We start from the raw sequence: 25,592 nt of genomic DNA, 5'->3' as shown, positions 1-25,592 counted from the left end.
AGCATGGATATTCTCACGCTCATCGGTGTGCTGCTGGCCTTGGTGGCCATTTTCGGCGGCACCGTTGCCAAGGGCAGTGGACTGGCGGCCCTGTGGAACTTGGCCGCGTTCGTGATCGTGGTGATCGGCACGATTGCGGCGGCCCTGATTCAGGCGCGTCCGCTGGTGTTCATGCAGGCCATGAAGATTCTGCCCTGGGCCTTTGTGCCGCCCAGGCTCGACCCCGAGGCCGTCATCGAACGGATCATCAGCTGGAGTCAGGTGGCCAGAAAGGAAGGTCTGCTGGGGCTTGAGTCTCTGGCGGAAACCGAGGAGGACGCCTTCGCCCGCAAGGGTCTGCAGTTGCTGGTGGACGGCACGGAGCCTGAGACAATCCGCACGATCCTGGAGGTGGATAGTCATACCCGTGAAGATTTTCACACCCAGGCCGCCAAGGTCTACGAAAGCATGGGGGTCTACGCGCCGACCATGGGCATCATCGGCGCGGTGATGGGTCTGATGGCGGTGATGCAGAATCTGTCCGACCCCAGTCGCCTGGGGGCCGGTATCGCGGCGGCTTTTGTGGCCACCATCTACGGGATTGCCTCGGCCAACCTTTTTTTCCTGCCCGTGTCCAACAAGCTGAAGGCCATCATTCAGAATCAGAGTGCCTATCGGGAGATGATCATCGAAGGGATCATTTCCATTGCCGAGGGTGAGAACCCGCGCAATATCGAGATCAAACTGCAGGGGTACCTGCACTGACCCGGCGGGCCTTGGCGCCATGGCCGCAGGTTTGAGGGGGTTGCTGGAAGCCTGTCATGTCAAGACGTCGGAAAAAACACGAGGAGCATGTCAACCACGAGGCCTGGGCGATCCCCTATGCGGATCTCATGACCCTGTTGCTGGCCTTTTTCGTGGTGATGTACGCGATCTCATCACTCAACGAAGGCAAGTACCGGATTCTTTCGGAATCCCTGGTGGAGGCCTTCAGGGCAACCCCCAGAACCATCGAGCCCATTCAGGTCGGTGATCTGACCAGGTCGCCTCGCCCCTCCGCGGTGGAGCCTCCGCCCATTACCTCTCCCATGGAAATGGAACGGATGACGCGCAGCCTGGAGGAGATCCTGGTGGACATGGATCTGGAGGGGCTGTCGGTGGCCATCGAGGGTATCAATGCCATGGCGGACCAGATCGAGGTGGCCATGGCCCCATTGATCGAGGCGGGGCTGATCGAGGTGGGGCGGGATCGGTTGTGGATCGAGGTGCAGATCAACACCAGTATCCTGTTTTCCAGCGGCAGTGCCGAGCTGGCAGCGCAAGCGGTGCCCGTGCTGGAGAGGCTGGCCTCGATCCTGGCCCAGTTCCCCGCACGGATCCATGTGGAAGGCCATACCGACAATATACCCATCAGTACGCCGGTCTATCCTTCCAACTGGGAGCTTTCCTCCGGGCGGGCCGCCACCGTCGTCAACCTCTTTGCCCGCAACGGGGTGGATCCGGAGCAGATGGCGGCCATCGGGTTCGGTGAATATCGCCCCAAGGCCGACAATGTGACGCCGGAGGGGCGCCTGCAGAATCGTCGCGTCAACATCGTGGTGTTGGCTGGCCGTCGTCCCGGTACCGGTGAAGGTGCGCCGCCGGAGATGCTGCGCGAGGATATCCAGATACTGTTAAACCAGGGACGACGGAATATGGAGGATCAGCCATGACCGTGATATGGGCTGTCGCCAATCAGAAGGGGGGCGTGGGTAAGACCACCACCACGGTGTCCCTGGGCGGGCTGCTGGCGGCCAGGGGGCATGAGACCCTGCTGGTGGACCTGGATCCCCACGGTTCACTGACCGCCTATTTCGGCGGTGATCCGGAAGGGGCCACCGGCGGCGTCTACAGCCTGTTTCATCAGGCTGCGGAAGGCAGGCCGATCCAGGCAAGCGGGGCGGTACGCGCCACCCGCTTCGATCACTTGTACATCCTGCCCGCATCGACGGCCCAGGCCACGCTGGATCGTCAGTTGGGAACCCGGGAGGGGATGGGCCTGGTCATCAAACGGGCGATTCAGGGGCTGCAGGGGCGGTTTGAATACGTCCTGCTGGACTGCCCTCCCATGCTGGGGGTGTTGATGGTGAATGCACTGGCTGCCTGTAGCAAGCTGCTCATCCCCGTGCAGACGGAATACCTGGCCATTCGCGGGCTTGACCGCATGCTGCAGACATTGAAAATGATCCAGCGCTCGCGCAAGGATGCATTGGAGTACGTGGTGGTACCCACCCTGTTTGACCGCCGTACCCGCGCATCTACCCAGGCCCTATGGGAGTTGCGTGACAATTACAGTGACTGTCTCTGGCAGGGGGTGATCACGGTGGATACCAAATTCAGGGAGGCGGCCATCGCCGGCATGCCTCTGCCCATCATGCTGCCGGATGCCCGCGGGACCGAGGCTTATGCACGCCTGCTGGATTCCTTGTTGGGACAGCATGACTTTCGCCGCAGGGCCGCATCATGAATCACCGGGATGACAGGCCGGAGGATTCCAAGCCCCGGGTTACGGTGGTGGATGAGCCCCAGGCCCTGACCGCCTATCTGGATGACTTGCTGCAGGAAATCGCTGAAGTCACCCCGCTGCCGTCAGGGTCTGCACCGCCGCCTGCGCCCGTGAAACCTGCGCCCGTGCGGGCCATTGTCACCCCGATCAAACCCGTGCCGATCGCGGCACCTCCCGCACCTCCGGCGCCTGCGCAGGATTGCCCTCCGGCATGGGCGCAAAAGCCCTTTCAGTGTCTGCTGTTCCGGCTGGGCGGTGTGACGTTGGCGATTCCACTGGTGAAACTGACTGGCATCATGACCATGCCCAGGGAGATCACCCCCATGCCCGGCCACAGTTCCCTGTTTCTGGGACTGACGGAGCATCATGGCCGCAAGGTGAAAGTGGTGGATATCAGCCCCCACGTATTGCCGCCGGATCGTCTGGCGAACAGACCGCCTCCCGGCAATCTGATCCTCATTGACGAGGGGCGATGGGGGTTGGTCTGTGACCGGGTGGAGGAAACCCTGACCCTGTCCCCCGAGCTGGTACGCTGGCGCTCGCCCAGCGGCAAGCGACCCTGGCTGTCCGGCACGGTGATCAAACATCTGTGCGCCATACTGGATGCGGACTATCTGGCCCGGAGTCTGGAAAAGGGGACTTGGGGCTGAGGGTATCCTCTGCGTCTTGAATTCCAATATTAAGATCATCGCCGGCATGACATGATGCATCCGGCCCGAAAAGAGGTTTCAGTTCATGGCAAAAGAATCCCAGGCGGCATCTGCCACTCAATACGTCACATTCCGTCTTGCGGAGGAGACCTATGCCATCAACGTCATGCAGGTGCAGGAGGTGCTGCGGGTGACTGAGATTGCGCCGGTCCCCGGAGCCCCCCACTACGTGCTGGGCATCATCAACCTGCGGGGCAATGTGGTGACGGTCATTGATGCCCGTCGGCGCATGGGGCTTATGGACAAGGACTCGGATGATGCCTCCAGGATCGTCATCATCGAGGTGGGGGGGCAGGTGGTGGGTATCATGGTGGACAGTGTGGCCGAGGTCATCGAGCTGGCGGCCCGTGATGTGGAGCCTGCCCCGAACGTCGGCAATGATGAAAGCTCCAAGTACATTCAGGGGGTGGCCAGTCGTGATGGTGAGCTGACCATCGTGGTTGACCTTAACAAGCTGCTCACCGATGATGAGTGGGCTGAGGTGGCTACTCTTTAACAAAGGGGACGATCTTCGGAGGTAAATCATGGCTGCGGATCTTCCGATTCCTCCCGCCCATCCACTGGTTCCCGGACGCCCGGTGCCCGAGGAGGGGGATGAACGGGGACGGTTTCCCCGTTCTCCGGCCCGTCGCAAGTCACCGGAAGACGACTCGGATGCCGAACGCGAGGATGTCGATAAGCCGTCCGTGCCGCCGAGAAGGTCCGACCGGGATGATGACCCCAATCACATAGACGAATACGCATGATTTCTTACATCGTCCTGACCCTGGCCTTGCTGATTGCACTGGCAAGCGCCGCGGCCTGTTTTTGGCTTAAACGCCGGCTGGATGCCTTGCGCAAGCGCCTGAGTCTTCAGGAAACATCCGTGCTGGCCCTGCGGGGCGCGCTGAGCGCGTTGCACAACGAGGAACAGCAGTTCGAGGCTTACCGCAAGACGGTGGATCAGCAACTGCGCCGTTTGGCGGAGCAGCAGGAGCAGGTGCTCATGCGTGATGTGGATGAGGGGCCTTACCGGCAAGCCATGCGCATGGTCAGGCAGGGGGCTACTCGGGATGACCTGGTGGCCGGCTGCGGACTGTCTTCCGGGGAGGCGGAACTGCTGCTGGCCATGCACCGGGATCACTCCGTGTCCTGACCTTTGCCGGCATCAGCGGGCGTTCTGCCGCTGAGCAGGTAGATGAAGGCGAGGACTTCCGCCACCGCTATATAGAGATTTTCCGGGATCTCCTCCCCCAGGGGTACCCGGGAGAGGGTCATGCTCAGGGCAGCATCCCGGTGGACGGGTACATCATGAGCCCTGGCAATCTCCAGCATCCGTTCCGCCAGTTCTCCTTCACCCTTGGCTGTCAGGCGCGGGGCGCCGGTGCCGCTGTAATGCAGTGCAACGGCCTGGCGTCTGCCCGGCTTGTGTTCGATGGGTTTTTTCATCAGGCGTGACTGTCGATCCAGGGCCCGTCGGCGGCAGTGGGGGGGATATCCGGTGGTGTCCCGGTTCGGCAGTTCAGGCTGTGGACCTGAAGATTCCGGGATTCCAGGTTACCCTTCAGCTGGGGTAGGGCATCTTCAAGGCGCTGGCGAGTCTCCTCCGAGTCAACCCGAAAGTGGGTACTGACATCCTGCCCGCGGACTACGATCCGGACATGCACCGGCCCCAGTTCCGGCAGATCCATGGCCAGATCGGCCTTCCAGGTATGCGCCTGTTCGTCATCCCCCTGACCTTGGCGGGCATCCCGCTCCAGGCGCATGTGGACGATGTCGATACCCTGTTCGGCGCGCAGGGCCAGTTCCAGCAGCCATCGCGGTTGGGAAACCTCGTCCGGTTTCTCCGTGGACGAAAGCTGATGGATCACCAGTCTGGCCAGGGATCGCTCCACCTGTTGGCGCAGTGTGTCCAGCAGCAGAGAGGCCGGCAGGAGTGCGGCGCTGGCGGTCGCCGGCGCGCGGGGCTGGGCCGTCGGTGAGGTGTTGGGCAAGGGCGGTGGCAGCTCCGCCGTCGCCGGACCGCCGCGGGGCAGCTGGGTGCGCGGTTGCAGGGGGAGGGCGCGCAGTTGTTCGGCCAGGGACAGCAGGCGTGCCTTCAGGTCCTGGGGGAGATCCGTGCGCGCCGAGGGGGCGGGGTGGGCAAGCCGTGCCTCATAGAACAGGCCCGAACCCAACATCGCCTGGCGCAGGCCTTCCGGAGTGCCAATCTGTGAGGGGGTGGGCAGGGCCTGCCACAGGCGCTGCAAGGCCTGGGCCAGCGGCTCGGGAAGCCCCGCGGCACCGGCTTGCCCCGGCTGGTTCAGTGCATGCAGGCTTGCCAGCAGGGGCGCCTGTCCCGACTGCTGGGGCGCCCATTGCCGGAGAAAGGTCGACAGGATTGCCTGCGGCGTGTGCGGCAATGGAGACTGTCGCGTGGACTGCAGCGGAGATTGCGGCGTAGACGGTTGCGGTGCCGGTGCTTCCCGCAGCAGGGCCAGTTCCAGCCTGGGGTTGACGGCCGTGACCTGCATCCGCAGGCTATCCCCGGTGCGTACGGCCAGTGGCAGGCGCAGCTCCAGCGTTTCGCCCGCCAGTCGCAACTGCACGGCGTCCCCTGCCCGGAGGCTGTCGGTCAGGACCCTGGCCTGGACGATCTGTCCGGCCTGGAGGCGCTGCAGGAGATTCCCAAGGACCTTGGCCTGCAGGTCGGCAGGCTGGAGACGGATCGTCTGGGGAGCGGAAGTATCCATGGATGGTCTAACGATAGCCTGCGTCGGTGCCTACTGGCAACGCGCGGTGTGAGAGTGAGTGGGGATAGATGTTCAATAGATGGTTTCAGCGGCTCAGGCAACTTGAGCCTGCTGACGGAGATTTCGACATGAAATTGAGTGTCCTGTTCGTTTGCATGGGGAATATCTGTCGCTCCCCCATGGCTCAGGGTGTCTTCGAGCACCATGTGGTGCAGGCGGGTCTGGCCGATCTGATTCACGTGGATTCAGCGGGGACCCATGCCTATCATGTGGGCGAGCCGCCGGATGAGCGGGCGCGGCGCACGGCTCAGGGCCGGGGGATAGATCTGTCCGGACAGCGGGCCCGACGTATCGAGAGAGCGGATCTGGAACGGTTTGATTACGTATTGGTGATGGACAGGGACAATCTGGAGAACGTACGCCTGATGGGAGAGGCACGCCCCGGCGTGCGGCTGTCACTGTTCATGGACTTCGGGACCCAGTGGTCCGAGTTGGAGGTGCCGGACCCTTATTATGGCGGCTCTACCGGCTTTGAACGGGTCATGGATATGGTGGAAGACGCTTCGAGAGGATTGTTGCTACACCTCTGTCAGGCCCATGATCTTCCCTTGAGGGGCCGGGGGTAACTCCCCCGGCCACCGGGTTGCGGATCCGGCGTCGCCGTCAGCGATCTGCCGTTTCCGATCCCTTGCTGCCGTCCGTCGTCGGAGCCTCCTGGTCGCTGTTTGCCGGTGTGGCCGGTGTGGCCGGTGTGGCCGGTGTCGGTTTGTCGGTCATGGCGGGCTTTTCAGCGACAGCAGATGTTTCCGGACCGGCAGCTGCCGGTCCGGCGTTTTCTTTCACCGCCCTGACGACTTCTTCCTTGCTGGTGCCGGCAGTAGTGCGGCGGCCTTCGCTGCGACGAGCACTGGCCGGTCTCTGGGCCTTGACGGAGCCCGAGCGTCGGGGTTCCCGGGTTTCTTCCACTGCGGACTTGGCGCTCTGGTCAGGCTTGGCCGAAGGCGTTGCCTGCAAGCCCTTTTCCTGTGTCGGGGATTCCCTGTCCTGAGGCGGCTGTGATGCCTCTCTGGTCGGCTCGGATTTGGGCGCCGGCCGGGCTGCTTCCACCTTGGTCTCGGGGGCAATCGACTGCCCGGCTGCCTGGGGTTCCGCAGGGATGGCCGGCGGCTTGGCTGCGGCCGGCGGAGGCAGCGGCTGGCTGGGAAGCGGTGCCGCCTGAGATTCCTGACTGGGTTGCTGCTCCCTTTTCGCTTTGGATGCGCCGCTTTCATCCTGGCTGGACTGGTCGGGTTCCCGGGCGGGTGGGGCGCTTGCGCTCACCGCTGCGGAAGTTGCGCCGTCGGTTGGGGCATCCTGAGTCGCTTGGCGTGGTCGCCGATCCCGGGGACGGTTGTCTTCACCCTGCTCGGTACTCTGCTCCGCGGTGCTTGGATGTTCCTTGCGGGTTTCCGTCGATGCTTCCACGGTGGATTGAGCGTCGTCCTGACGACCGTTGTCCGAGTTACGATGCTCATCACCCGAGCCGGAGCTGCGACGCCGGCGGCGCCCCCCACGACGCCCCCGGCTGCGGGTGCCGCCGTTACCTTCCCCCTTGTCCCGGTGTTCCTGGGCTGGGGGCTGAGGTGTTTCCTGGCGGGGCTCATCGACAGGCGACTTTGCCGGTGTTTCGGCTGTCCTGGATTCCGCGGGTTTGTTGCCGTCGGTCTCTTCGGTACGTCTGGAGGGTTCCGGGCGATGACCGCCGGCGCTGCGTGATCGCTCATCGTTGCCGGTATCCCGACCCCGTCGGGTGCGAGTGTTGCGACGGGAGCGCCCTCTGCTCGTGTCCGAATCGCCGTCCTGGGCCGGGCGTTCACGCCGCGCAGGAGGCGTGCCGCTGTCTCCACGCTCGCTGCGACTCTGGTTTTCATTGGCTTCTGCGCTGCGGCCGGGCCGGCCCTGGCTGCGTTGGGGCGTCCGGGGGGCGGTCTGGGGTGCTGCCGGGCGTTCATCGTTGGAGAACAGGCTGCTCCAGATACGGCTGAACAGGCCGGGCAGGGACACCGGGGAGACGCTGCGCCGAGCCTGAGGGATGGGCGCCTGAGCCCGAGGCTGCATGTCCATCGGTGCCGGTGCCGCTGGTGCAATGGTCTGCACCAGGGCCTTTTCCAAGCGGCTCTTGCGTGTCTGGTTTACCAGTTCGGGTTCATCTTCGGTCAGGATCTGGTAACTGCTCTTGCCTTCGAGTTCCTCGGTCACTTCCTCACCGCGCATGCGCCTCACCGTGAAATGGGGCGTCAGCATGCTGGGGCTGGGCACCAGGGTGATGTCCACGGTGTAGCGGTTTTCGATGGTGGAGATCACATCCCGCTTTTCGTTCAGCAGGAAGGTGGCCACATCCACCGGCAGGTGAGCCAGCACGCACCCGGTCTTCTCTTTCATGGCCTCTTCTTCCACCAATCGGAGCACGGACAGGGAAAGTGATTCCACGCTACGGATATGGCCATGGCCATTGCAGCGAGGGCAGACGATCTGACTGGATTCTCCCAGGGAGGGACGCAGGCGCTGGCGGGACATCTCCAGCAGGCCGAAGCGGGAGATGCGTCCCACCTGGACCCTGGCCCGGTCCATCTCCAGGGCCGAACGCAAGCGGTTTTCCACTTCGCGCTGGTTCTTGTTGGGGGCCATGTCGATGAAGTCGATGACGATCAGACCACCCAGATCCCGCAGCCGCAGCTGACGGGTAATCTCCTCGGCCGCTTCCAGGTTGGTGTTGAGCGCGGTTTCCTCGATGTCGCTGCCCTTGGTGGCACGGGCGGAGTTGACGTCGATGGAGATCAGTGCCTCGGTATGGTCGATGACGATGGCGCCACCGGAGGGCAGGGTGACCTCGCGCTGGAAGGCGGCTTCGATCTGGCTTTCGATCTGGTAGCGGTTGAACAGGGGGACATGGTCTTCGTAGAGCTTGAGCTTGCGCAGATTGTTGGGCATCACCTGCTGGACGAAGTCCCGGGCCTGGGAAAACACCTTGGGATCATCGATGATGACCTCGGCGATGTCATTGCGCATGTGATCCCGCAGGGTGCGGATGATCACGTTGCTTTCCTGGTAGACCAAGAAGGGGCCCTTGCGGCTTTCGGCGGCCTCGGCGATGGAATTCCACAGGGTCTTGAGGTACTCCAGGTCCCACTGCAGTTCTTCGACGCTACGGCCGACACCGGCGGTACGGGCGATCAGTCCCATGCCCTGGGGGACATCCAGCTGTGCCAGGGACTCACGGATTTCGCTGCGTTCCTCGCCCTCGATGCGGCGGGACACGCCCCCGGCCCTGGGGTTGTTGGGCATGAGTACCAGGTAGCGTCCGGCCAGGCTGACGAAGGTGGTCAGGGCGGCCCCCTTGTTGCCCCGTTCTTCCTTTTCCACCTGGACGATGAGTTCCATGCCTTCCTTGAGGGCGGTCCTGGGGGAGGCTTCGGGGTTGTCCGGCTGGTTCAGGTAGCTGCGCGAAATCTCCTTGAACGGCAGGAAACCGTGGCGTTCCGCACCGTAGTTGACGAAGGCAGCTTCAAGGCTGGGCTCAACACGGGTGATGACACCCTTGTAGACGTTGGCCTTTTTCTGCTCGCGGGAGGGGAGTTCGATGTCCAGATCGTAGAGTTTTTGGCCGTCCACCATGGCCACACGCAGCTCTTCCGGCTGCGTGGCATTGACTAGGATTCGTTTCATGAAGTGTATCTCGGGTGCAGGGCCCGGCCACGCCCCGGCGTTCACACGGCGTCGGCGGTGCTGCATGGAGAAGGCGCACGCCGCCGGTCATCAGGGCGCATGCGAACAGCCATGGGAGCACAACGCCCGCATGTGCAAGGCACAGGGGCGTGGGGGCAAAGTTGTCCAAAAAACCGCTCAGAATACTCAAGGGATCTATTGTTCTAGAGCGTGCATATCCATGACGGGGAACGACACATGCCCTCAATACAGGCAGGTATTCCCCGTTTGGTGTTCTGTCGGTCGCGGGAGGTGGGCGATTCGGGAGGATTCGCGGGGACCGCGGGGCTGCGGGGCCGCTCCGATATCTGCCGAGTCAACCCAGCGCGACGAGCCATGATAGCAATCCGGCAAAATTCCATCAAACCTTTGAGTGACCTGTTATTATTTCGCGATGTCCGAAACCCCCAAATCCAGCCCTTCGGCGGTAGTCCACGTCCAGGTCAGTGCGTCCGATGCCGGGCAGCGTCTGGACAATTTCCTCCTGCGCCACCTCAAGGGTGTGCCCCGTACCCGGGTCTACCGACTGCTGCGCAAAGGCGAGGTGCGTGTCAACAAGGGACGCGCCAAGCCCGATTATCGGGTCGTGACCGGGGATATGGTGCGGATTCCTCCGGTCAGCCGCAGTGAGCCGCGACAGGATGACCGACCGTTACCCCAGGGGCTGGCGGATCTGCTCGATCGCTCGGTGCTGCTGGAAGACGATGATCTGCTGGTGATCAACAAGCCGGCCGGTTTGCCGGTGCATGGCGGCAGCGGCGTGGCCGTAGGGGTCATCGAGGCCCTGCGGAAGATGGGCCGGGGCGAACCCTTTCTGGAACTGGCCCATCGTCTGGATCGAGAGACCAGTGGCTGTCTGGTACTGGCCCGCAATCGCCCGGCCCTGTTGGCCTTTCATGAACTTTTGCGCAGCGGCGGGATCGACAAGACCTATCTGGCCCTGTTGACGGGGCAGTGGTCGGGTGGTGAGCGTCGGGTGAATGCCGGTCTGGCCCGCAATGTCCGCCGTGGTGGTATCCGACTGGTGCAGGTGGATGACGAAGATGGCCGTGATGCGGACAGCCTGTTCATACCCGGCCGACGTTTTACGGAGGCCACGCTGATGGATGTCCGTATCGGCACGGGCCGAACCCATCAGATCCGTGTGCACGCGGCCCATGAGGGGCATCCGGTGGCCGGGGATCGACACTATGGTGATTTCGAGTTCAACCGTCGGATGAAGAAGTCGGGGCTCAGGCGCCAGTTCCTGCATGCCCGCGCCCTGAACTTCACGCTGCCCGTCAGCGGCCGCACCTATGCCATCGAAGCCCCGCTGGAACCGGAATTGAGTCAGGTGCTGGCGCAGCTTACCCCGCTGGATTGAGGTCTTTCCCCCGTGACAACTGAAAATCCCTATCAATTACTGGTCTTCGACTGGGATGGCACCCTGATGGATTCGGTGGCGCGCATCGTGGCCTGCATGCAGTCGACCATTGAGGTCCTGGGCGCCACGCCGTTGCCGGCGCAGCGTCTGCGTGACGTGATCGGTCTTGGCATGCGGGAGGCCATCCTGCAGCTCTATCCCGACGCGGATGAAGCGCTCTTTCAGGCCTTTAACCAAGCCTACCGGGAGCGTTTCCTGTTCATCGACGATACCCCCGCGCCCCTGTTTGCCGGGGTGCCGGAGTTGCTTGATGATCTGCTTGATCAGGGGTACTGGTGCGCGGTAGCCACCGGCAAGTCTCGGGTAGGCCTGGATCGGGTGCTGGATGAGACGGGGTTGGGCCCCCGTTTTCTGACGACCCGTTGCGCGGATGAAACCCTATCCAAGCCTCATCCCCAGATGCTGCAGACGATCATGGATGAGCTGGGCATCATGCCGGAACAGACACTGATGATCGGTGACAGCACCCATGATCTGCTGATGGCCCGCAACGCCGGTACTGACGCTCTGGGTGTGACCTCCGGGGTTCACTCTGCCCGGGAGTTGCAGCCCCATGCCCCCAAGGGCCTGCTGGATGGGGTGGCGCAGCTGCCTGACTGGCTGGGGTGCCGGCGCCATGCCTGGTCCTCATCGGGGTGACTTGCTCGGAACATCCCCAGGGCCTGCTGTCCAAAACATCATGTGCAACCAAGGACACTCCGACTGATGAACCCTTCAATTGATCCCGATGACGATCAGCGCCGGCCCGCCCCGGAACACTGGGAGCGCGAGGCCCTGCGAGAGATTGCCCTGGCGGGCGTCAAGGAGCGTCGCGCTGCCCGTCGCTGGAGCATCTTCTTTAAACTGCTGGGCTTTGCCTATCTCTTCTTCATCCTGCTCGCGGTCATGGATGCCCTGCCCGGACGCGATGCGGATCGCAAGGCCCGGCACACCGCCGTGGTGGATGTGCAGGGGATCATCGCCGAAGGAGGCGCCGCCAGTGCCGATCTGGTGGTGGGAGGCCTGCGGGCTGCCTTTGAGAACCGCAATACCGTGGCGGTCATCCTGCGCATCAACAGCCCGGGCGGCAGTCCCGTGCAGGCGGGCTATATCAATGATGCCATCCGGCATCTGCGCGAGCAGCATCCTGATATCCCGCTCTATGCGGTGATCTCCGATGTGGGGGCTTCCGGTGGCTACTACGTGGCCGTTTCCGCCGATCGCATCTATGCCGACAGGGCCAGCATCATCGGTTCCATCGGTGTGCGTATGGACAGTTTCGGCTTCGTAGACGCCATCGATCGCCTCGGCATCGAGCGTCGACTCATGACGGCGGGTGGCAACAAGGGCCTGCTGGATCCCTTCATGCCCGTGCAGACGGATGAGAAGGTCCATGTCCAGGCCATGTTGGATCGCATCCATGCGCAGTTCGTGGAAGCCGTGAAGACCGGCCGAGGGGATCGCCTGGCGGATGACCCCCGTCTGTTCAGCGGTCTGATCTGGACCGGGGAGGAGGGTGTGGAGCTGGGGCTGATCGACGGTCTGGGCAGTACCGGTTATGTCGCCCGTGAGGTGATCGGTGAAGAGCGGATCGTGGACTTCACTCGGCGTCAGGACCTGTTCACCCGTCTGACCGAGGGCCTGGGGGTGGCTGCCCTGAGGGTGTTCCAAGAGGGGTTCCAGGGCACCTTGAGATAGTCCGGCATTGGGAGTGTGTAGGAGCCAGCCTGCCGGCGAATGACAGGGCATGGCAGGGGGGGCGGCGCTGTTCGCGGGCAGGTCCGCTCCCACGAGGCCTGCTTCCAGGAAGCCCGGCTCTCGGGATCAGTCGTCGTTCTGGTGGGCGGATACGCCGGCGGTGAGGGTATAGCGCATGGCGTCTTCCAGGGACAGGTTCAGTGGCTCCACCCGGTTCCGCGGCAGCATCAGGGTATAACCGCCGATCTGGTAGCTCATGGGCAGATAGACGGCGATAATGCCTTCGCCGCCCAGGTTGTCGGGCAGTCCCGAGAAATCCTCCCGGGTGACGAATCCTACCAGTTTGCCGTCCATTCCCGGCAGGGTGACCAGTACCGCTTCACCAAAACGATTCCGGATGTCGCCGGAAAACAGCCGGGTCACGTCCCGCACCGTGCCGTGAATGGTCTTCACCACCGGGATGCGCTGCATCCAGCCTTCCACCCAACTGAAGACCCCCTGCACGATATAGGCCCGCATCAGCAGCCCCAGGGCGAAGATCAGGCCGATACCGGTGATAAGCCCCAGGCCCGGGAAGTAAAGCATATCGGGCAGGACCCACTGCAGTACCGCGCCCAGCAGGTTTTCCAGGGTGTTGCTCAGCCACAGCAGCAGCACGACGGTGACCAGCAACGGCAGAATGGCCGCCAGGCCGGTGAGGAAGGTACGGGTAATTCCTTTCAAGACAGGTCTCCACTTGAACCGACAACACGATAAAGCTCAACTATACCCCGGGTTGTTGTCTAGCTTGGTTGACACCCGGGGCAGGGCGATCTAATTTGACACGCATTCCAGGGTGAATCCGCCCCATCGCCTCACCCGGCCCAATTTATCAACAGGCACCAAGAGCATCATGGCAACAAAGCCCAAGTCCACAGTTGATCATACTCCCGTCCGGGTTGTCATCGTGACCATGGACACCCATCTGGCCAGCGCCACGGATCGGGCCCGGATCAAGCTTCAGAAAGACCTGCCGGGCCTGACGCTGAGCCTGCACGCCGCGTCCGAGTGGCAGGGTAATCAGGAGGCCCTGGATGCCTGCCGGGCGGATATCGAGACGGCGGACATCATCATCGCCACCATGCTGTTTCTGGAGGATCAGTACAAGCCCATCGTACCGGCTCTGGAAGCCCGTCGCGATAACTGCGATGCCCTGGTCTGTGCCATGTCCGCCGCCGATGTCACCAAGCTGACCCACATGGGCAGTTTCGACATGTCCAAGCCCAGCAGCGGCCCCATGACCCTGCTCAAGCGCCTGCGCGGCAGCAAGGACAAGGAATCCGGCGGTGCCGCCGGCGCCCAGCAGATGAAGATGCTGCGGCGCATTCCCCAGCTTCTGCGCTTCATTCCGGGCACCGCTCAGGATGTCCGCGCCTATTTCCTCACCCTGCAGTACTGGCTGGGCGGTTCGGAAGAGAACATGAGCAACATGATTCGCTTCCTCATTGATCGCTATGCCTCCGGTCCCCGGCGTGCTCTCAAGGGCAAGGTACCATCCTCCCTCCCGCTGGAATATCCCGAGACGGGTATCTATCACCCGGACATGAAGCCGCGCATCTCCGACCGTCTGCAGGATCTGCCGGTCCGCTGGTCCGACAAGAACGCCAAGGGCCGGGTCGGGGTGCTGGTACTGCGTTCCTATGTCCTGGCAGGTAACGCCGGCCACTATGACCCGGTCATCCGCAGCCTGGAAGAGGAAGGCATGCAGGTGGTGCCGGCCTTTGCCTCCGGCCTGGACTCCCGTCCCGCCATCGAGAAGTTCTTCATGAAGGACGGCCGTCCCACGGTGGATGCCGTGGTGTCCCTGACCGGCTTCTCCCTGGTGGGTGGTCCCGCCTATAACGATGCCCGCGCCGCCGAGGAGATCCTGGCCAAGCTGGATGTGCCCTATGTGGCCGCCCATCCGGTGGAATTCCAGACCCTGGACCAGTGGGGCAATTCCGACCGGGGTCTGCTGCCGGTGGAGAGCACCATCATGGTGGCCATTCCCGAACTGGACGGCAGTACCGTGCCCATGGTCTATGGTGGCCGCCCCGGCGGCGAGGGGGCGGTCTGTCAGGGTTGCGACACCCCCTGTACTTTCACCCAGATCGAGAACCCCCAGGACATGTCCACCTGCAAGGAGCGTACCGCCATGCTGGTGGCCCGGGTGCGCAAGCTGGTGGCGCTGCGCCGCTCCGAGCGCGCTCAGCGCAAGGTGGCCATCGTCCTGTTCAACTTCCCGCCCAATGCGGGCAACACCGGCACGGCCGCCTACCTGGCGGTGTTTGAATCCCTCTACAACACCCTCAAGGCCATGCAGGCGGAAGGGTACCAGGTGGATCTGCCGGAAAGCACCGATGCCCTGCGCGAGGCGGTGATCAACGGCAACCGGGAGCAGTACGGCTCCGATGCCAATGTCCATACCCTGATTCCCGCCGAAGAACACGTACGCCGGGAACGCTGGCTCCAGCAGATTGAATCCCAGTGGGGTGCCGCGCCGGGCAAGCTGCTCAGCAACGGCAGCTCCATTCTGGTTCAGGGCAGGCAGTTCGGCAACGTGCTGGTGGCGGTGCAGCCCTCCTTCGGTTACGAGGGCGACCCCATGCGCCTGCTGTTCGAGCATGGTTTTGCCCCCACCCACGCCTTCTCCGCCTTCTATCGCTACCTGCGGGAGGACTTCAAGGCCCATGCGGTGCTGCATTTCGGTACCCACGGCGCCCTGGAGTTCATGCCCGGCAAGCAGGTGGGCATGTCCGGCACCTGCTGGCCTGATCGCCTCATCGGCGACCTGCCCAACCTGTATCTGTACGCCTCCAACAACCCTTCCGAAGGGGCCATCGCCAAGCGCCGTGCCGGTGCCACCCTGATCAGCTACCTGACCCCGCCGGTGGCCCATGCAGGCCTGTATCGTGGTTTGCTGGACCTGAAGAGTTCCCTGGAGCGCTGGCGCGGCCTGGAGCCGGATCAGGCCCATGAGCGGGAGGAATTGGCGGCCCTGGTCCAGTCCCAGGCCGCCGAACTGGAACTGTGCAAGGCCGAGCCCCTGTGGGATGTCTCCGATGCCGGGGATGCGGACGCGCAGATCCACAAGCTCAACGAACAGATCCTGGAGCTGGAGTACACCCTGATCCCCCATGGTCTGCACGTGGTAGGGCAGGCCCTGTCGGAAGAAGAGCGGGTGGACATGCTCCTCTCCATGGCCGAGGCCACCGACGAGAGTCGGCCGGAGCGTGCCCTGATTGAGGCCCTGGTCCGTACCGGTTCAGCCGACAAGGCGGTGAAGGAGACCGGTGCCCAGGTGGATGAGACGACCCTGGAGCGCCTGCGGGAGTTGGCCAACGCGGATCATCTGTTGTCTCGGGAAACGGAGTTGGAGGGCATCCTCAAGGCCCTGGATGGACGCTACCTGCGTCCGGCCCCGGGCGGTGACGTGATGCGCACCCCCGAGGTGCTGCCTACGGGCCGCAACCTGCACGGCTTTGACCCCTTCCGCATCCCCAGCGCCTATGCCCTCAAGGACGGCGCCCGCCAGGCGGAACGCCTGCTGGCCCGTCATGTGGAAGACGGCAACCCGCTGCCGGAGTCCATCGCCCTGGTCCTGTGGGGCAGCGACAACCTCAAGACCGAAGGCAGCCAGATCGGCCAGGCCCTGGCCTTGGTGGGGGCCAAGCCCCGGTTCGACAACTATGGCCGTCTGGCCGGCGCCAGCCTGATTCCCCTGGAGGAGCTGGGTCGTCCCCGCGTCGATGTGGTGATCACCCTGTCGGGCATCTTCCGTGACCTGCTGCCGCTGCAGATCAAACTGCTGGCCGAAGCCACCTTCCTGGCCGCCAGTGCCGATGAGCCGCTGGATCAGAACTTCGTCCGTGCCCATGCCCTGGCCTACCAGAAGGAGCATGGCTGCGACCTGGAGACGGCCGCCCTGCGGGTCTACGGCAATGCCGACGGCGCCTATGGTTCCAACGTCAACAACCTGGTGGAGAACGGCCGCTGGAACGACGAGGACGAACTGGCCGATACCTACACCCAGCGCAAGGGCTTTGCCTATGGCCTGTCCGGGCGTCCCGTGAAGCAGGACGCCCTGCTCAAGAGCATGCTGGCGGACGTGCAGCTCACCTATCAGAATCTGGATTCGGTGGAGCTGGGCATCACTACGGTGGACAACTACTTCGATACCCTGGGCGGCATCAGCCGGGCGGTCCGTCAGGCCCGTGGTGGTCAGGATACTCCGGTATACATCGGTGATCAGACCAGGGGTGACGGGACCGTCCGCACCCTGTCGGAGCAGGTTTCCCTGGAGACCCGTACCCGGATGCTCAACCCCAAATGGTATGAAGGCGCCCTCAAGCATGGCTACGAGGGGGTGCGCCAGATCGAGGTGCATATCACCAACACCATGGGCTGGTCCGCCACCACCGGTCAGGTGCAGCCCTGGGTCTATCAGCAGCTGTCCGAGACCTTCATGCTGGATCCGGAGATGCGTGAGCGTCTGGCCTCGCTCAACCCGACCGCCTCGGCCAAGATGGCCAACCGCCTGCTGGAGGCCTCGGAGCGCAACTACTGGCAGCCCGATGAGGAAACCCTGGAGGCCCTGCGTCGCGCCGGCGAAGAGCTGGAAGATCGCCTGGAAGGCACCTACGAGCAGCCGCCCGCCGCCTGATGCACTAAAAAAGCGGGACGAAAAAAGGCGGGATATTATCCCGCCTTTTTTCGTCCCTGTGGCTCGGTGAGGCCGTCAGCTCAGACGCTGCATGTATGCCTCGTAACCGAAGGTCTTCACCGTCCTCACTTCCCGAGTTTCCTCGTTCACCCGGCAGATGGACGGCAGGCGGATGCCGTTGAAGGTGGTGGTCTTGACCATGGTGTAGTGGGCCATGTCGGTGAACACCAGCCGCTGTCCGATCTCCAGGGGCTGGTCGAAGGAATACTCCCCGATGATGTCCCCGGCCAGACAGGTGGAGCCGCCCAGGCGGTAGGTGAAGGTCTTCTCCCCGGGCATTCCGGCATCGATGATCTCCGGCCGGTAGGGCATCTCCAGCACGTCCGGCATATGGGCGGTGGCGGAGGTGTCCAGGATGGCGATGGGACCGCCGTTCTGCACGATGTCCAGCACCGTGCACACCAGGTAGCCGGTGCGCAGGGCGATCGCTTCGCCCGGCTCCAGGTAGACCGTCACCCCCGGATGGCGGGCACGGAAATCCCGGATCAGGCGGATCAGCCGCTCTACGTCATAGTCGTCCCGGGTGATGTGGTGTCCACCGCCGAAGTTGATCCACTGCCGGCCCGGGATGTACTGCCCGAACCGGGCCTCGAAGGCCTCCAGGGTGTGCTCCAGGGCATCGCTGTTCTGTTCGCACAGGGTGTGGAAGTGCAGGCCCTCCAGGCCCGTCAGGTCCACGCCGGCCAGATCCACCGCCCGGGTCCCCAGGCGCGATCCGGGGGCGCAGGGGTCATACAGGGCCACCTTGCCTTCGGAATACTCCGGATTCACCCGGATGCCGCAGGAGATGTGCCGGGAGGCCCCGGCCACCTGCTCGCGAAAACGCTGCCACTGGGCGGGGGAGTTGAAGCTGATGTGGTCGGCATATTGCACCACCACTTTCATCTCCTCCTCGGTGAAGGCAGGGGAGTACACGTGCACCTCCCCGCCGAACTTCTCCGCCCCCAGGCGGGCCTCGTCCTGACCGCTGGCGGTGGTGCCTACCAGGTATTCCCGCACCATGGGGAAGGTGTCCCACATGGCAAAGCCCTTCAGGGCCAGCAGGATGCGACAGCCGCTGTCGGCCTGGACCTGCTTGAGCAGGGCCAGGTTCTTGCGCAGCAGGGCGTCGTCCACCACGAAGGCGGGTGACGGACAGGCGTTGACGTCAAAGCAGGGATAGCGCGTCTTGTCCATGGGCGATCAGGCCAGGGGATCGCTGTCGGGATCCAGTTCCACCATCTGCCAGGGCAGGCCCATGTCGCCGATGCGTTCCATGAACGGATTCGGGTCCAGCTGCTCCACGTTGAACACGCCGGCACCCTGCCAGATGCCCTGCACCATGAGCATGGCGCCGGTGACGGCGGGTACGCCGGTGGTATAGGAGATGGCCTGGGACTGTACTTCCCGGTAGCAGGCCTCGTGGTCGCAGATGTTGTAGATGTAGACCTTGCGCCGCTTGCCGTCCTTGATGCCGTCCAGGATCACGCCGATGTTGGTCTTGCCCTTGGTGCGCGGCCCCAGGGACGCCGGGTCGGGCAGGATGGCCTTGAGGAACTGCAGGGGGATGATTTCCTTGCCCTCGAACCGGATGGGCTCGATGGACGTCATGCCCACGTTCTCCAGCACCTTGAGATGGGTGATGTACTTCTCGGAGAAGGTCATCCAGAAGCGGATGCGCTTGAGGCCCTTGATGTTGCGGCACAGGGATTCAAGCTCCTCGTGATAGAGCAGGTAGATGTCTTTGGGACCGATGCCGTCGAAATCGAAGCTGCGCTTCTCCGCCAGAGGTGCGGTTTCCTTCCACTCGCCTTCCTCCCAGTAGCGGCCGTTGGCGGTGATCTCGCGGATGTTGATCTCCGGATTGAAGTTGGTGGCGAACGGGTAGCCGTGGTCGCCGCCGTTGGCATCCAGGATGTCGATGCGGTGGATCTCGTCGAACAGGTTCTTCTGGCCCCAGGCGCAGTAGATGTTGGTCATGCCCGGATCGAAGCCGCAACCCAGAGTGGCCATGAGGTTGGCCTTGGCATAGCGGTCCTGGAACGCCCACTGTTCCTTGTACTCGAACTTGGCCTCATCCGGGTGTTCGTAGTTGGCGGTATCCAGGTAGGGGGTGCCGGTGCGCAGGCAGGCCTCCATGATGGTCAGGTCCTGGTAGGGCAGGGCCACGTGGATGAGGACGTCAGGTTTGAAGGACTCGATCAGGGCCACCAGGGCCTCCACGTCGTCCGCGTCCACCTGGGCGGTCTGGATGGGTCGGTCCAATTGGGCCGCGATGGCACGACACTTTTCCTCGTTGCGGCTGGCCAGACAGATCTCCGTGAAGACCTCCGGATGCTGCGCGCACTTGTGGGTGACAACTCCGCCAACGCCGCCGGCGCCGATAATCAGGACTTTGCTCATAGGCCTCGAATCAAACTGGGAAAGATGTGGGAGGAAAGCGGATCGGGCCGCAGCCCGAGACAGGATCGTGTTGCAGTGAATGATGCACGCGGTCCATGACACGCCGGTGTCATGGACCGCTTTGACGGGGATGATGCCCCTTGAGGGGCGCCGGTATCAAGCCCTCTCCACCGCAAAACTCACCGCGTAGCGCTGGTTGCTGCCAAAGACCAGGGCCATGCGCCCCTGTCCGGCGGCGTCGATCCCCAGATCCTTGACCCGGTAGAGGGCCTGGGCCTGGTTGAGGCGCCGCAGGGAGGTCTCCACGCTGCCCTTGTGGCGACGGATGTAAAGACTCAGGTCAGGGCGTACCGTGGCCTGGATATCGTGTTCTGCCTGCTGCATGTCCAGGCTGCCGGAGAGGGAGCGCAGGCCCTGGGGGGATACCTTGAAAAGGCGCTCCAGGATGCGTTGCATGCCCTCGATGGGGTCCTCACCCAGGTACAGGTTCCACAGGAATCGGCGGACGCCGTAGTCATCATTCCACCAGCCCCGTTCCGGATTGAGCACGTGAACGCCCACGGGGATGAGGCGGTAGGCGCCCAGGCCCACGTCGTCGGTGAGGATCTCGAAGCTCACCTGCCGGCACCCCAGATGCCGGCGGTTTCCTTTCATCATCAGGGCGGCATTGCGTGGAGTCAGCAGTTTCAGGGCCATGCGGTCCCTGGGTTGCAGGGGTTTGCCGCGCTGAATTCGAATGCCTTCGATGACTTCCAGGGCGCAGTTGGTGATGATCCTTTGGTCACGGATCAGGCCATGTGAGTCTTCTTGCCTGGTGCTGTTCATCAGGTTCCCGAGTTGCTCGCTGGACGGGGAGATGTGCGACCGGATCCGCTATTGGCCACGGGAGCTGTGATGACATCGTGGCGTTTTCCGGCCTCGGCTACGCAATCGGCCGTCAATAGATTACCCTCCGGAGATGGAGAATGCAGAACGATCGTCTGAATGAGCAGCGGTTTATCGGCATCAGGTCATGTTTTATTGACGCAAATGTCATGCCGTATCTTTCAGGTCAGGAAGTATCTTGTGCCTGTCAAAGGATAATGATCAATGCAGGTTGAAGAACACGACATCGTCGACAGGCTGGTCATACCCCCTCAGCCGGAAGTTTTGCGGGTGGTGGTGGCGGAGTCCAGAAAGGAGGATCCTGATCTGGGTCGGATCGCCAGGCATATCGCCGGTGATGCCAGTATTGCCGGTGGGGTGCTGCAGATCGTCAATTCTCCGCTGTTTCGTCGTGCCCGGGAGATCAGTTCCATACCGCAGGCGGTGATGCTGCTGGGCTTCAACCGCATCTATGCCATTGTCCGTACCGTCGCGCTGCGCAATGCCATGGCCCAGTATCCCGGCATGGAGGCATTCTGGCGTCGGGGTGTCCATGTGGCGGAATCCGCCGCCCGGGCGGCCAGGGTCATCAAACGCCCGGATCTGGTGGATGAGGCCCATCTCCTGGGTCTCTTCCACATGGTGGGTATTCCAGCCCTGTGCAGTCTGGCGGGTGATGACTATGTTCCCCTCGTCAAGGCGGCGCCGGCCAAGGGCTGGTCAACGCTACTCCCTGAAGAGACCCGACTGTTCGGCATTCATCATCCCAGGGTGGGGGCGCTGATCACCCAGCGCTGGCATATACCCCAGGCGGTGGTCCATGCCATCGATCAACAGTATGCCGTGGATCAGGTCGCGCATCTGGGCTCTCTCCATGAGGATGTGCCGGATCTGGTCGTCATTCTCAAACTGGCCCTGCGCTTTGCCACGGCGGTGGATGCCTCCCTGATGACTTATGCGGAGTGGGGTGTCTACAGCGAACAGCTGGCGGATTATCTGGCATTGCCCGACCCGGCGGCGCTGGACACCCTGGTGGATGGGGTGGCGGCGCTGGATTGACCCGGCACTCAGACAGGGGGCCATGCCTCTAGACCTGCTGGGCCAGCATCTCCCAGAAGTGCATGACGTCGGACTTGTGACACAGTTCGGTGCCGGAGGTCAGTACGGTGGCGGTACCCGCCGCCACGCCCAGGGCGAAGGACCGGGAGATGCTTTCACCGGTGGAGACGCCAAAGGTCATGCCCGCCACGAAACTGTCCCCGGCGCCGACGGCGCTCTTGGCGTTCACTTCCGGGGTCTTGAGCCAGGTGATGCCGTCCCGGGTGGCCAGCAGGGCACCATCGTGGCCCAGTGTGACCGTCAGGATCTCGACGCCTCCGTCGGCCACGATCTCCCGGGCCGCGTCTTCCAGGTCCTTGGGATCATCCAGGTCCCGCCCCATCAGCGCGGCAAACTCACCCCGGCTTGGCTTGGCCAGGTAGACCCCTTCTTCCAGCGCGCCCGCCAGAGCGGGCCCGGAGGTATCCAGGACCATGCGGGCACCGCGCCGCTTGGTCATCACCGACAGGCGGGCATAGACGTCTTCCGGTGCCCCCCGGGGGATGCTGCCGCTGGCGATCACGTAGTCAAAATCCAGCAGTTCGATGAAATCCAGGGCGGCTTTCCATTCGGCCGGTTGCACCGTGGGGCCTTCCGGGGTGAAGCGGAATTCCTGCCCCGAACTTTGCTCGTAAACCACATTGCTGACCCGGGTAGTCTCCCGGGTATGGACGCGATGGGCCATGACCCCGGCATTGGCTACCAGTTCATCGAGCACATCGCCGGAACGTCCGCCGGCCAGATAGACGGCAAAGCTCTGGCCGCCCAGCTCGTTGACGACCCGGGCCACGTTGATACCGCCACCGCCCGGGTCCATGCGCTCGTTGGTGGTGCGGATCTTGTGGACCGGCCTGACCTTGTCGGTGGTGCAGGACGCATCCACGGCCGGGTTCAGGGTCAGGGTGACGATTCTTTTGGTCATTCAGGTTTCCTCATGTTTTGTCTTGCACCAGTACGGCCACGGCTTGAATCCCCCTTCAAGGATATTCTGAACAGGCCATTCCCGCTTTAGTACAAGCCATTCGGGCGTTTCTGCACGTCATTCCGACATTTCTGCACGTCATTTCCGGGTTTCTAAACGCCACTCCCGGGTTTCTAAACGTCATTCCCGCGAAGGCGGGAATCCAGTCACAGACCGACAACCCTGGATTCCCGCCTTCGCGGGAATGACGGCAATGAGGGTGGCCCGCACCATCTCTTATGCCTTGCCAGACGGCAAGGAGGTGTGGTCCGCCCCATCTTATGCCCCCACCAGGGGGAAGGTCACGCTCATGCCCCAGGCCAGGGCCAGGGCCACCGCCGTCGCGCCCACCCAGGGATGCCCCGTGGCGCGGTATATCCAGCTGCTGAGCAGACCGTAGATGGTGAGGCACACCAGGATCGCCGGCAGGATGATGATCAGGAAGAACAGGGTCTCCAGTCGCAGGGCTACGGCCAGAATCAGGGACAGGAACAGGAAGACCTTGGTCAGGGCATAGGCCCCACGGGCGGGTTGGGCACCCCGGGTCATCCATTCATCGGCGGAGAAGAACAAGAGCATGCCCAGGAACACCAGCGGCAGGATCAGGGCCCGTTCCGGCCCGGGCAAGTAGCCGGTGACGTGAAGGTGAATGGGAATGCCGATGGCCAGGGTCAGGTAGCCGGCCGCCAAGAGTATGGCGGGACCCAGGGCCTGCCAGCGGATGGCTGACAGTGCCGCCACGGGGGCCTGACCGCGACGGGTCGACCATCCCAGCATGGCCCAGCAGAGCAGGCCGTAGACGGCAAAATGCAGGGCCAGGTAGTCCACCAGCAGCAGAGGCAGTATCCCCACGGGGACGGCCCAGAGCAGCAGAGGCGTGAGCAGGGCGGGTATCCAGAGGGTCTTCAGCAACTGCCGCCGGGGCAGCCCCAGGCCCACCGGCAGGACCGCCACCCGGGGCAGCAGGCGGGAAAGGGGCCAGGCCAGGGCGATGATGCCCAGGAACAGCAGACCCAGCCAGGGGCCGCGCCGGTCCAGATAACCTTCGCGGCCTTCGCCCGACGGCCCGAAACTGCCGTTCAGCCACGCCAGGGACTCTCGGAGCATGTCCTCTGCATAGAGTACGCCGATGTGCTCCACCCCACCGGCCAGGGCTAGACGCCGGGCCGAGCCGTCCTCCGGATCGCCATAGGTGATGCCTGTCGTCGGGCTGTCCGTCAACGGGGCGAAGGCCGCCAGGGCGGCCCCGTGGAGACCGGCGGGTTCCAGGCTGCCAAACACGAACAGCAGGTTATTCATCGCCTCCATGGGGAAGGCGCCGGAGATGTAGGGGGAGAGCAGCACGGCGGCCTGGACCTGATCAGGGTGTTCATGCATGTGCATGAGCATGATGTCCCCGGCCATGGAGTGTCCCAGCAGCGCCAGGCGACCGTCCGACCGAGGCAGTGCCAGGCCCGTGGTCACCGCGGTCTCCAGGGCGCCGCCCAGCAGGCCGCGACGCTTGTCCTCATCCAGCAGATCGGCCACGAAGGGCCGGGTATTGGCGCCGTGGCCGGGGAAGTCGAAGGTCAGGGCGATGTACCCGTTGCGGGCCAGGGTGATGGCCAGGGGCTGCATCATCTGCCGCGAACCGGCAAAGCCGTGGGCAATGACCGCCACCGGGGCGGGGGCGTCATGAACCGGCAGGTACATGGTCATGGGCACGCCATCCACCTGTGTCTGGCGTATTTCAAGTCCCTGGGTACCGGCGTGAAGCTGCCAGAGGGCGGTCAGGATGGCCGCCAGGGACAGCAGCGCCACCAGCCAGCGAGCCAGGAGCCGGTCGTTGCCGGGAAAACGGGATGTCTGTGCCATGCCTTGCTCCATGATCCTTGAAGTCAGTCCTGGGGATGTTCACCGCTTCCTGCCCGCCAGGGCAAGGCCGCTGTGCGCGCACCTCTGTATTTCCCATAAAAGTGATATCATCATTCCCTCTGGCAATATCTGCCGCGCCTCCCGTTACCTGCAGCAGGCACAGGCCACGGTCTGCCCCAGGCAGTTGCCCGCCATTCCCTTCGGTTTTCAAAGCATCAGCACCTTGAGGAGTGTCATTCATGCACAATTCCCCCTGGTCCGGCCGCATGCCCGGTCTGTTCATGGGGCTGAGGGCCGCCTGGAAGGAAGGCTACGGCCTGGCCGATCTGCGCAAGGATGTGATGGCGGGCCTGACCATCGGCATTGTCGCGGTGCCTCTGGCCATGGCGCTGGCCATCGCCGTGGGGGTGCCGCCCCAGCATGGTCTGTACACGGCCATCGTGGCGGGGGCCATCATCGCCCTGACCGGGGGCTCCCGCTTCAATGTCTCCGGACCCACGGCGGCCTTCGTGGTGATCCTGATCCCGGTGGTGCAGCAGTATGGTCTGGGAGGGCTGCTGGTGGCCACTGTCATGGCCGGGCTGATCCTGATCGCACTGGGGTTGACCCGAATGGGCGGCCTGATCCAGTTTGTGCCCTATCCCGTGGTGCTGGGGTTTACCGCCGGCATCGCCGTGGTGATCGCCACCTTGCAGTTGCCGGATTTCCTGGGGCTGACCGTGGCCCATCTGGGGGAGCACTATCTGGCCAACCTGGGGAACATCTTCTCCGCCTTTCCCAGCATCAACCCGATGGAACTGGGGGTGGGCATCTTCACCCTGCTGATCCTTATCTTCTGGGGCCGTCTCAAGGTCCCCGTGCCCGCCCCCCTGGTGGCACTGGTGGCGGCGGCCCTGGCCACAT

At 63.5% G+C, this 25,592-nt stretch carries 23 protein-coding genes; 14 read left to right on the top strand and 9 right to left on the bottom strand.

Annotated features, from left to right (window positions below):
- Positions 1-3 precede the first annotated feature (3 nt).
- The 7 genes from LQ952_RS01600 (at position 4) to LQ952_RS01570 (ending at position 4,369) form a co-directional block, all read left to right on the top strand.
- The gene (locus LQ952_RS01600) at positions 4-744 is read left to right on the top strand and encodes a flagellar motor protein (protein ID WP_238620843.1); all 741 of its coding nucleotides are present in this window, start codon (positions 4-6) and stop codon (positions 742-744) included.
- A gap of 56 nt (positions 745-800) precedes the next feature.
- A complete protein-coding gene (gene motD / locus LQ952_RS01595) occupies positions 801-1,691 on the top strand; it encodes a flagellar motor protein MotD (protein ID WP_238620841.1) in 891 nt (296 codons plus the stop codon).
- Positions 1,688-2,485, top strand: coding sequence for a ParA family protein (locus tag LQ952_RS01590; RefSeq protein WP_238620839.1), 798 nt, complete (start codon positions 1,688-1,690; stop codon positions 2,483-2,485). Before motD ends, LQ952_RS01590 begins: the two co-directional genes overlap by 4 nt.
- The gene (locus LQ952_RS01585) at positions 2,482-3,174 is read left to right on the top strand and encodes a chemotaxis protein CheW (protein WP_238620837.1); all 693 of its coding nucleotides are present in this window, start codon (positions 2,482-2,484) and stop codon (positions 3,172-3,174) included. Before LQ952_RS01590 ends, LQ952_RS01585 begins: the two co-directional genes overlap by 4 nt.
- Positions 3,175-3,259: 85 nt before the next feature.
- Complete coding sequence (locus LQ952_RS01580; RefSeq protein ID WP_238620836.1) at positions 3,260-3,730, top strand: chemotaxis protein CheW; 471 nt, start codon at positions 3,260-3,262, stop codon at positions 3,728-3,730.
- A 28-nt stretch (positions 3,731-3,758) separates the two neighbouring features.
- Positions 3,759-3,980: a hypothetical protein gene (locus tag LQ952_RS01575; protein WP_238620834.1), complete on the top strand. Its 222-nt coding sequence runs from the start codon at positions 3,759-3,761 to the stop codon at positions 3,978-3,980.
- Positions 3,977-4,369 carry a DUF2802 domain-containing protein gene (locus LQ952_RS01570; RefSeq protein WP_238620832.1) on the top strand — a complete coding sequence of 131 codons (393 nt, stop codon included), beginning with the start codon at positions 3,977-3,979 and terminating at the stop codon, positions 4,367-4,369. Before LQ952_RS01575 ends, LQ952_RS01570 begins: the two co-directional genes overlap by 4 nt.
- On the opposite strand, the gene LQ952_RS01565 is transcribed toward LQ952_RS01570, so the two are convergent.
- Positions 4,354-4,662 carry an EscU/YscU/HrcU family type III secretion system export apparatus switch protein gene (locus tag LQ952_RS01565; RefSeq protein ID WP_238620830.1) on the bottom strand — a complete coding sequence of 103 codons (309 nt, stop codon included), beginning with the start codon at positions 4,660-4,662 and terminating at the stop codon, positions 4,354-4,356. The two genes, LQ952_RS01570 and LQ952_RS01565, sit on opposite strands and share 16 nt — an antisense overlap.
- Positions 4,662-5,945: a flagellar hook-length control protein FliK gene (gene fliK / locus LQ952_RS01560; protein WP_238620829.1), complete on the bottom strand. Its 1,284-nt coding sequence runs from the start codon at positions 5,943-5,945 to the stop codon at positions 4,662-4,664. Before fliK ends, LQ952_RS01565 begins: the two co-directional genes overlap by 1 nt.
- Positions 5,946-6,073: 128 nt before the next feature.
- On the opposite strand from fliK, the gene LQ952_RS01555 reads away from it, so the two are divergent.
- A complete protein-coding gene (locus LQ952_RS01555) occupies positions 6,074-6,571 on the top strand; it encodes a low molecular weight protein-tyrosine-phosphatase (RefSeq protein ID WP_238620827.1) in 498 nt (165 codons plus the stop codon).
- 37 nt (positions 6,572-6,608) lie between these two features.
- Here LQ952_RS01555 and LQ952_RS01550 read toward each other — a convergent pair whose 3' ends face one another.
- The gene (locus LQ952_RS01550) at positions 6,609-9,650 is read right to left on the bottom strand and encodes an Rne/Rng family ribonuclease (protein ID WP_238620825.1); all 3,042 of its coding nucleotides are present in this window, start codon (positions 9,648-9,650) and stop codon (positions 6,609-6,611) included.
- Between the two features lie 433 nt (positions 9,651-10,083).
- Here LQ952_RS01550 and LQ952_RS01545 point away from each other — a divergent pair, with 433 nt between their 5' ends.
- The 3 genes from LQ952_RS01545 (at position 10,084) to LQ952_RS01535 (ending at position 12,789) form a co-directional block, all read left to right on the top strand.
- Complete coding sequence (locus LQ952_RS01545) at positions 10,084-11,052, top strand: RluA family pseudouridine synthase (protein WP_238620824.1); 969 nt, start codon at positions 10,084-10,086, stop codon at positions 11,050-11,052.
- A gap of 12 nt (positions 11,053-11,064) precedes the next feature.
- Positions 11,065-11,751, top strand: a complete 687-nt coding sequence (locus LQ952_RS01540; protein ID WP_238620821.1) for an HAD family hydrolase — start codon at positions 11,065-11,067, stop codon at positions 11,749-11,751.
- Positions 11,752-11,817: 66 nt separating this feature from the next.
- On the top strand, positions 11,818-12,789 hold the full coding sequence (locus tag LQ952_RS01535; RefSeq protein WP_238620820.1) for a S49 family peptidase: 972 nt from the start codon (positions 11,818-11,820) through the stop codon (positions 12,787-12,789).
- A gap of 126 nt (positions 12,790-12,915) precedes the next feature.
- On the opposite strand, the gene LQ952_RS01530 is transcribed toward LQ952_RS01535, so the two are convergent.
- On the bottom strand, positions 12,916-13,512 hold the full coding sequence (locus LQ952_RS01530) for a DUF502 domain-containing protein (RefSeq protein WP_238620818.1): 597 nt from the start codon (positions 13,510-13,512) through the stop codon (positions 12,916-12,918).
- Between the two features lie 169 nt (positions 13,513-13,681).
- On the opposite strand from LQ952_RS01530, the gene LQ952_RS01525 reads away from it, so the two are divergent.
- On the top strand, positions 13,682-17,470 hold the full coding sequence (locus LQ952_RS01525) for a magnesium chelatase subunit H (protein WP_255722501.1): 3,789 nt from the start codon (positions 13,682-13,684) through the stop codon (positions 17,468-17,470).
- A 75-nt stretch (positions 17,471-17,545) separates the two neighbouring features.
- On the opposite strand, the gene nspC is transcribed toward LQ952_RS01525, so the two are convergent.
- The 3 genes from nspC to LQ952_RS01510 all read right to left on the bottom strand — a co-directional run bounded on the left by nspC (position 17,546) and on the right by LQ952_RS01510 (position 20,737).
- Positions 17,546-18,706, bottom strand: coding sequence for a carboxynorspermidine decarboxylase (nspC, locus tag LQ952_RS01520; protein WP_238620817.1), 1,161 nt, complete (start codon positions 18,704-18,706; stop codon positions 17,546-17,548).
- Between the two features lie 6 nt (positions 18,707-18,712).
- Positions 18,713-19,912 carry a saccharopine dehydrogenase family protein gene (locus tag LQ952_RS01515; protein ID WP_238620815.1) on the bottom strand — a complete coding sequence of 400 codons (1,200 nt, stop codon included), beginning with the start codon at positions 19,910-19,912 and terminating at the stop codon, positions 18,713-18,715.
- A gap of 156 nt (positions 19,913-20,068) precedes the next feature.
- On the bottom strand, positions 20,069-20,737 hold the full coding sequence (locus LQ952_RS01510; RefSeq protein WP_238620814.1) for a hypothetical protein: 669 nt from the start codon (positions 20,735-20,737) through the stop codon (positions 20,069-20,071).
- Between the two features lie 264 nt (positions 20,738-21,001).
- On the opposite strand from LQ952_RS01510, the gene LQ952_RS01505 reads away from it, so the two are divergent.
- Complete coding sequence (locus tag LQ952_RS01505; RefSeq protein ID WP_238620813.1) at positions 21,002-21,835, top strand: HDOD domain-containing protein; 834 nt, start codon at positions 21,002-21,004, stop codon at positions 21,833-21,835.
- Positions 21,836-21,863: 28 nt separating this feature from the next.
- Here LQ952_RS01505 and LQ952_RS01500 read toward each other — a convergent pair whose 3' ends face one another.
- Complete coding sequence (locus tag LQ952_RS01500; protein ID WP_238620811.1) at positions 21,864-22,796, bottom strand: 1-phosphofructokinase family hexose kinase; 933 nt, start codon at positions 22,794-22,796, stop codon at positions 21,864-21,866.
- Positions 22,797-23,114: 318 nt separating this feature from the next.
- On the bottom strand, positions 23,115-24,689 hold the full coding sequence (locus LQ952_RS01495; RefSeq protein ID WP_238620810.1) for an alpha/beta hydrolase family protein: 1,575 nt from the start codon (positions 24,687-24,689) through the stop codon (positions 23,115-23,117).
- Between the two features lie 239 nt (positions 24,690-24,928).
- Here LQ952_RS01495 and LQ952_RS01490 point away from each other — a divergent pair.
- The coding region (locus LQ952_RS01490) for a SulP family inorganic anion transporter (RefSeq protein ID WP_238620807.1) at positions 24,929-25,592 on the top strand (664 nt) is incomplete at its 3' end.

It is taken from the genome of Ectothiorhodospira lacustris (assembly GCF_022227785.1).
In the GTDB taxonomy this organism is placed as follows: Bacteria; Pseudomonadota; Gammaproteobacteria; order Ectothiorhodospirales; family Ectothiorhodospiraceae; genus Ectothiorhodospira; species Ectothiorhodospira lacustris.
The sequence above is the reverse complement of the archived record's forward strand: the minus strand, read 5'-3'. Positions and strand labels throughout refer to the sequence as shown.

Coding starts and splice junctions, on each gene's coding strand:
- LQ952_RS01600 (WP_238620843.1), top strand. CDS start 4: ATGGATATTCTCACGCTCATCGGTGTGCTGCTGGCCTTGGTGGCCATT.
- motD (WP_238620841.1), top strand. CDS start 801: ATGTCAAGACGTCGGAAAAAACACGAGGAGCATGTCAACCACGAGGCC.
- LQ952_RS01590 (WP_238620839.1), top strand. CDS start 1,688: ATGACCGTGATATGGGCTGTCGCCAATCAGAAGGGGGGCGTGGGTAAG.
- LQ952_RS01585 (WP_238620837.1), top strand. CDS start 2,482: ATGAATCACCGGGATGACAGGCCGGAGGATTCCAAGCCCCGGGTTACG.
- LQ952_RS01580 (WP_238620836.1), top strand. CDS start 3,260: ATGGCAAAAGAATCCCAGGCGGCATCTGCCACTCAATACGTCACATTC.
- LQ952_RS01575 (WP_238620834.1), top strand. CDS start 3,759: ATGGCTGCGGATCTTCCGATTCCTCCCGCCCATCCACTGGTTCCCGGA.
- LQ952_RS01570 (WP_238620832.1), top strand. CDS start 3,977: ATGATTTCTTACATCGTCCTGACCCTGGCCTTGCTGATTGCACTGGCA.
- LQ952_RS01565 (WP_238620830.1), bottom strand. CDS start 4,662: ATGAAAAAACCCATCGAACACAAGCCGGGCAGACGCCAGGCCGTTGCA.
- fliK (WP_238620829.1), bottom strand. CDS start 5,945: ATGGATACTTCCGCTCCCCAGACGATCCGTCTCCAGCCTGCCGACCTG.
- LQ952_RS01555 (WP_238620827.1), top strand. CDS start 6,074: ATGAAATTGAGTGTCCTGTTCGTTTGCATGGGGAATATCTGTCGCTCC.
- LQ952_RS01550 (WP_238620825.1), bottom strand. CDS start 9,650: ATGAAACGAATCCTAGTCAATGCCACGCAGCCGGAAGAGCTGCGTGTG.
- LQ952_RS01545 (WP_238620824.1), top strand. CDS start 10,084: ATGTCCGAAACCCCCAAATCCAGCCCTTCGGCGGTAGTCCACGTCCAG.
- LQ952_RS01535 (WP_238620820.1), top strand. CDS start 11,818: ATGAACCCTTCAATTGATCCCGATGACGATCAGCGCCGGCCCGCCCCG.
- LQ952_RS01525 (WP_255722501.1), top strand. CDS start 13,682: ATGGCAACAAAGCCCAAGTCCACAGTTGATCATACTCCCGTCCGGGTT.
- nspC (WP_238620817.1), bottom strand. CDS start 18,706: ATGGACAAGACGCGCTATCCCTGCTTTGACGTCAACGCCTGTCCGTCA.
- LQ952_RS01515 (WP_238620815.1), bottom strand. CDS start 19,912: ATGAGCAAAGTCCTGATTATCGGCGCCGGCGGCGTTGGCGGAGTTGTC.
- LQ952_RS01510 (WP_238620814.1), bottom strand. CDS start 20,737: ATGAACAGCACCAGGCAAGAAGACTCACATGGCCTGATCCGTGACCAA.
- LQ952_RS01505 (WP_238620813.1), top strand. CDS start 21,002: ATGCAGGTTGAAGAACACGACATCGTCGACAGGCTGGTCATACCCCCT.
- LQ952_RS01500 (WP_238620811.1), bottom strand. CDS start 22,796: ATGACCAAAAGAATCGTCACCCTGACCCTGAACCCGGCCGTGGATGCG.
- LQ952_RS01495 (WP_238620810.1), bottom strand. CDS start 24,689: ATGGCACAGACATCCCGTTTTCCCGGCAACGACCGGCTCCTGGCTCGC.